Annotated in this window: 4 protein-coding genes; 2 read left to right on the top strand and 2 right to left on the bottom strand. The window is 28.9% G+C overall.

What is annotated here, in order from left to right; all coding sequences use genetic code 11:
• Positions 1 to 51 precede the first annotated feature (51 nt).
• Positions 52 to 1569 (bottom strand): glutamate--tRNA ligase, encoded by a 1518-nt coding sequence (gene gltX, locus N2251_RS13970; RefSeq protein WP_260587354.1) that lies wholly within the window; start codon positions 1567 to 1569, stop codon positions 52 to 54.
• Between the two features lie 119 nt (positions 1570 to 1688).
• Positions 1689 to 2495 (bottom strand): hypothetical protein, encoded by an 807-nt coding sequence (locus N2251_RS13965; RefSeq protein ID WP_260587353.1) that lies wholly within the window; start codon positions 2493 to 2495, stop codon positions 1689 to 1691.
• 125 nt (positions 2496 to 2620) lie between these two features.
• Between N2251_RS13965 and N2251_RS13960 the strand changes: the two genes are divergently transcribed.
• Both N2251_RS13960 and ybeY read left to right on the top strand, forming a co-directional pair.
• Entirely contained in the window at positions 2621 to 5914 is a 3294-nt protein-coding gene (locus tag N2251_RS13960) for a DUF4175 family protein (protein WP_260587352.1), read from the top strand.
• A gap of 38 nt (positions 5915 to 5952) precedes the next feature.
• Positions 5953 to 6369: an rRNA maturation RNase YbeY gene (gene ybeY / locus N2251_RS13955; protein WP_260587351.1), complete on the top strand. Its 417-nt coding sequence runs from the start codon at positions 5953 to 5955 to the stop codon at positions 6367 to 6369.
• The last annotated feature ends 6 nt before the right edge of the window (positions 6370 to 6375 follow it).

Below are 6375 nucleotides of genomic sequence, written 5' to 3'. Positions count from 1 at the left end.
AAAATTAATCCAAAATAAACACGCCGCTTTATAAAGCGGCGTTTTTTGTTTTTATGATAACTTCGCTATTGCGTTGTTAATTCGTTGTAGTGTGTTTTCTTTACCAATCATTGTCATTATATCAAACAAATCTGGCCCTGCTAATTTACCTACCAAACTTAAACGTAATGGTTGCATTACTTTACCAAAACCAATTTCTTTAGCCGTAATCCAGCCTTTAATATCAGTTTGAGCATTTTCTATCGTGAAATCTTCAATCTTATCGATAACTGTGGTTAATTCTTGCATTAACTCGCCAGTAGTATCTTTCCATTGCTTTTTTGATGCTTTTTCGTCATATTCCGAAGGATTCATGAAGAAAAAACTTGATAAATCCCAAAAATCAGCAACAAACGTAGCTCTCTCTTTTATTAATGAAACTACTTTTTCAGTAAAAGCGCTATCAATATCAATTCCTTTTTCTTCTAGAATAGTGATATATAATTCCGTTAGTTCTTTGTTTGATTTTTGTTGTAAGTATTGCTGATTAAACCAGTTTGTTTTATCCGGACTAAACTTAGCACCAGATTTACTAACTCTGCTTAAATCGAAAGCTTCAACCAATGCTTCTAAAGAAAATATTTCTTGTTCCGTACCGGGATTCCATCCTAATAAAGCAAGCATATTTATAAATGCATCATTAAAATAACCATCTTCTTTATAACCACGAGAAACATCACCTGTTTGCTCATTCGTATATTCTAAAGGAAATACAGGGAATCCTAATTTATCACCATCACGTTTACTTAATTTTCCTTTACCCACTGGTTTTAAAATTAATGGTAAGTGCGCAAATTTTGGAGCTTCCCAATCAAAAGCGCGGTATAATAAAGTGTGAAGTGGGAGAGAAGGTAACCATTCTTCACCACGAATAACATGACTTATTTCCATTAAATGATCATCAACAATATTTGCTAAATGATACGTTGGCATTCCGTCTGATTTAAATAATACTTTATCATCTAACGTATTTGTATCAATCTTAATCGTTCCACGGATTTCGTCTTGTAATAACAATGTTTCATCTTGCGGAGTTTTAAAACGGACAACATATTTTGTTCCTGCTTCTAATTTATTTTTGATTTCTTCATCAGAAAGATTCAATGAATTATCTAACGTAGCACGATTGTGCCAATTATAAATAAACGTTTTTCCGTTTTCTTCATCATTTTTTCGTTGTGCATCTAATGCTTCTGCTGTATCAAAAGCATAATAAGCCCAGCCTTTTTCAATCAATTCAATTGCATACTTTTTATACAATTCTTTACGTTCTGACTGACGGTATGGTCCGAACTTTTCATTATTTCCTGGTCCTTCATCAAAAGGGATATTACACCATTTTAAAGCATCAATTATATATTGTTCAGCATTTGCTACATAACGTGTTTGGTCAGTATCTTCGATACGTAACACAAAAGTTCCGTTATATTTTTTAGCAAATAAGTAATTGAATAAAGCAGTTCTTACACCACCAATATGTAAAGGTCCTGTTGGGCTAGGAGCAAAGCGTACTCTTACGTTGTCAGTCATTTTTATTAATTTGAAAGCGCAAAGATAGTTTTAATAAAAGAGAAAAGAAATTAGATAAAAAGAAAAAGAGAAGCTTTTATAAAAGCTTCTCTTGGTAATTACATATATTGTATAATAGTTTAAAACTTCTGGTATAAACCAAAACTTATTGCGGGAACTTTAGCAACATTTCTTCCAGAAAACGCACCGCCTAAGGCTATATTTGCACCAAAACTAGCATTAATTTCTGCTATGAATTTTAATCCGAAGCCTGCGTAACTTTGGTTATTAACATATAAACCTGTGTTTAAGTTTTGTGATGGTAATGCAATATCTCCATTTTTTAATGATGCTACACCATCTAAAAAACCAGCAATCCAAAGCCAATTTAATGTTTTGTAACCAATCTCTCCACCTAATTTATAGTTACTACTATAATCGTTTGTACGAATATCAAAACCTGTAAAAGCTTGTATGTACCAATTATTAAAACCTCTACCTGCAATAAATAACGGCGTAAAACTCCATGCATCATAACCTGTTCGTAAACCAGTTATTTCATCATAATTACCTGTATTGGCTTCAACATTTAATTGCCCTGTTAATAACCATTTTTTATTACTAAAGTTATGTTTTATTCCGAATTGAACATTTCCTAATGAATTATTACTTGGAGAGGAAGTTGCATTTGAAGATGTTAATTTAAACGGAAAGTTTAAAACTAAAGTTGTATTATCTGAAATACCGTATTCAGTATATAATTGTAGGGTGTTGTCTGATACTTTATTTGTTAAATTTACTTCAGGATTACCGTGTAGTTTATCGTAATTAGCAATACTAGTAAATGATAATTGTACATAGGTTTCGTTTTTATTTTTCGTCCACGGACTTTGAGCTAACAGGTTAATAGAAACTAATAATAACAGTATTGTAACAAGTTTTTTCATTTTAAAATAATTATGAATTTCGTTTAAATTTAAAAGTATAAGGGTTTAGTACGGTAAATTTAAAAATTCTTACAGAAACCTTTAACTAAAACTTCCTTTTAAAAATAGTACTTTTATAAATTGATATGGAAGATTTTAATAAGATAACACGAAAGTTACAGCAGTTTAGTAGAAAATACTACACCAATGAATTAATAAAAGGGAGTATTTTATTTATTTCTTTAGGGATATTATACTTATTTTTTACTTTGTTTATTGAATACTTTTTGTGGCTAAGGCCAACTGCCAGAACGCTATTATTTTGGATATTTATTTTAGTAGAATTATTTTTATTCTTCCGTTTTATTTGTTTTCCTATTTTTAAAATTATAGGATTACAGCAAGGAATTTCTTTTGAAGAATCGTCTAAAATTATTGGAAATCATTTTCCGGAAGTAAAAGATAAGCTTTTAAACGTATTACAACTAAAACAAAACCGCAATCAATCGGACTTGTTATTAGCCAGTATTTCTCAAAAAGCAAAAGAAATACAACCAATATCATTTAATAAAGCAGTTAATTTTAATAGCAATATTAAATACTTAAAATATGCATTAATTCCGGTTTTTATTTGGGGATTATCATTTATAACAGGAACAACTCACAAGCTATCCGAAAGTTTTAATCGTGTAGTAAATCATTCTGTTGCTTATAAAGCTCCCGCTCCTTTTTATTTCAATTTAACAACTACCAATTTAAAAGTCATTAAAGGAAAAGATATTACGGTTTATATTCAAACAAGCGGCGAAATTATTCCTGAGAGTGCCAAAATTCATTTTAACAAGCAACAATATTTTTTAAAAAATGAAGGTAATGGTTTGTTTTCATATACGTTTATTGAAGTACAAGAACCAATTAATTTTTACGCTAGTGCAAACGGTATAGAATCTATAACCTATAATATAGCTATTATAAGAACACCTTCTATTCAAAACATTTCATTGAATTTAAAATACCCTAGCTATATTCATAAGAAAAATGAAACAATTGAAAACACAGGAAATCTTAATGTTCCACAAGGAACAATTGTAGAATGGCAAGTTAAAACAACTGAAACAGATAGTGTTAACTTACTATTAAATGAAAAACGTTACAATTTTATCAAAAATAAAATTGATGAATTTAAATTTAAAAAGCAGATTAAAAAAACTATTAATTATCAAATTACTACTTCTAATAATAGTTTAAAAGATTACGAACAGCTACAATTTTCTATAACTGTTATTATGGATGAATATCCTTTAATAAATTTAAATTCTAATATTGATAGTATTACTAGAGGTAATGCTCAGTTTGTTGGGCAAATTTCTGATGATTATGGCTTTAATAAATTAGAATTGGTTTACTATGATAAAAATACTGGTGATGCATTAAGTTTAAAGAAGATTGCTATAAATAAAAACAATATTCAAACTTTTTTCTTTGAGTTTCCTGGAGATTTAGATCTTATAAAAGGAGTTGATTATGAACTTTATTTTCAGGTATTTGATAACGATGCCGTAAACGGAAATAAAAAAACGAAGAGTCAAAAATTTTCTTATCGACAGAAAACAACCAACGAGATAGAGCAGGAGCTTTTACAAGAACAACGTAACTATATTGATAACTTAGAGAACTCATTACATAAACAAGAACGAAGTAAAAAGGAATTGGAGAAAATTCAATTTGAATTACAAAACAAGAAGAATGTAAATTGGAATGATCAGAAAAAGATTAAGAATTTAATTAAAAGACAAGATCAGTATAAGCAAATGATGCAACGTCAAACCGAAAATTTACAAAACAATTTTACTGAAAAGAAAGAAAAAAACGAAAGCTTACAAGAGAAAAAAGAAGCACTAAAACAACGAATAGAAGAAATTAAAAAGCTAGATAAACAACAGAAAATATTAGATGAATTAAAAAAATTAGCTGAGAAACTTAACAGAGAAGATTTAATAAAAAAAACAAAAGAACTAGCTGAGCAAAACAAACAACAGGAAAGAAGTTTAGAGCGTATATTAGAAATGACTAAACGTTTTTATGTTGAACAGAAAATGCAAAAAGTAGCGGATAATTTAAATGAGTTGTCAAAAAAACAAGATGAATTATCAAAAAAGGAAGCAACAAACGACGAACAAAAGGCAATAAATAAAGAATTTAAGGAAGCTAAAGAAGAACTTAATGAATTAAAAAAAGATAATGAAAAATTAAAATCTCCGATGGAAATGCCTTCTATGGAAAAGTTATCTGATGAAACCCAAAAAGAACTTAACAAAGCAGAAGAAAATATAGCAAACAAAAAACAATCTGAATCAAAAGAAAATCAGAAAAAAGCAGCAAAAAAAATGCAAGAAATGAGTCAAAAAATGCAAGACTCAATGCAAGAAATGAGTGCTGATATGGAAGAAGAAAATATGGAAGGTTTACGACAGGTATTAGAAAACTTAATTACATTTTCTTTTGATCAAGAAGTATTAATGAATGTGTTTTCTTCAACTAATTCTTCACATCCAAACTTTGGTAAAAACCTACAAAAGCAATATTTACTTAAAAGTTATTTTGAACATATAGACGATAGCTTATTTGTTTTATCAATAAAAAATCCTAAAATATCATCTAAAGTACAAGATCAACTTTCGTTAGCACATTATAATTTAAGTGAATCTTTAGAAAATTTTGCTGATAATAAATTTCAAAACGGAATAACAAATCAGCGTTACATAATGACATCTGCAAACACTTTAGCAGACTTGTTAAGCAATACGCTAGATGCTATGCAAAACCCAAAACCTGGTAGGGGAAAAGGGAAAGGAAAAGGGAAATCTTTTAGCTTGCCAGACATTATTAAAAAGCAAAGTGATTTAATGAAAAAGATGCAAGAAGGTATGCAAAAGAAAGAAGGTGGAAAACATAAAGATGGAAAAGATGGAAAAAAAGGTGGAGGAAAAGAAGGTCAGAACGGTAAGCAAGGAGAAGGTTTAAATGGTGAGTTATATGAAATATATAAACAACAATCGGAATTAAGACAACAATTAGAAGATGCCATTGGCCAAGGTAAAAGTGGTAACGGCAAAGCTAAAAAAGCTCTTAAAGAAATGGAGCAGTTAGAAAATGATATTTTAGAAAAAGGTTTTACACAGCAAAGCATTAACCGAATGCAACAATTAAACTATGAATTACTAAAATTAGAGAAGGCTACATTCGAACAAAATCGTGATAAAAAACGAAAATCAAATACCAATTTACAAGAGTATAATAAAGAAAGTATTAAGGATTTAAAGTTTAAGAAGTTGTTCTATAACCAAACAGAGATATTAAATAGACAATCATTACCTTTGCGCCCTGATTATAAAAAGAAGGTTCAGGAGTATTTTAACCTTCCTAAAAACAACAAGTAATAGATTTAAATTATTTTTATTACAACATAAATTAAAGAATGATTGTATTTAATTACGAAACCGAATTTCAATTAGAAAATGAAGAAAAAACTTCTAAGTGGATTCAGAACTGTATAGAAAAAGAAGAATTTGAACTAGGAGAAATCAACTATGTATTTTGTGATGACACCTATTTACATAAAATGAATGTTGAATTTTTACAACACGATACTTTAACTGACATCATTAGTTTTGATTATACGTTAGGTAAGTTAGTAGGAGGAGACATCTTTATTTCTATCGAGCGAGTAAAAGAAAATGCAAAAGAGTTTAATGTTTTATTTGAAAACGAACTGCATCGAGTTATTATTCATGGTGTATTACATTACATGAAATACAAAGATAAAACCGAAGCTGAAAAACAAATAATGCGTACTAAAGAAAACGATTCTTTAAAAACTTTAAACGAAAACTAAAATCGT

It is taken from the genome of Tenacibaculum haliotis (genome assembly GCF_025215075.1).
Classification (GTDB): domain Bacteria; phylum Bacteroidota; class Bacteroidia; order Flavobacteriales; family Flavobacteriaceae; genus Polaribacter; species Polaribacter haliotis_B.
This window is presented reverse-complemented; position numbering and strand designations above follow the sequence as displayed.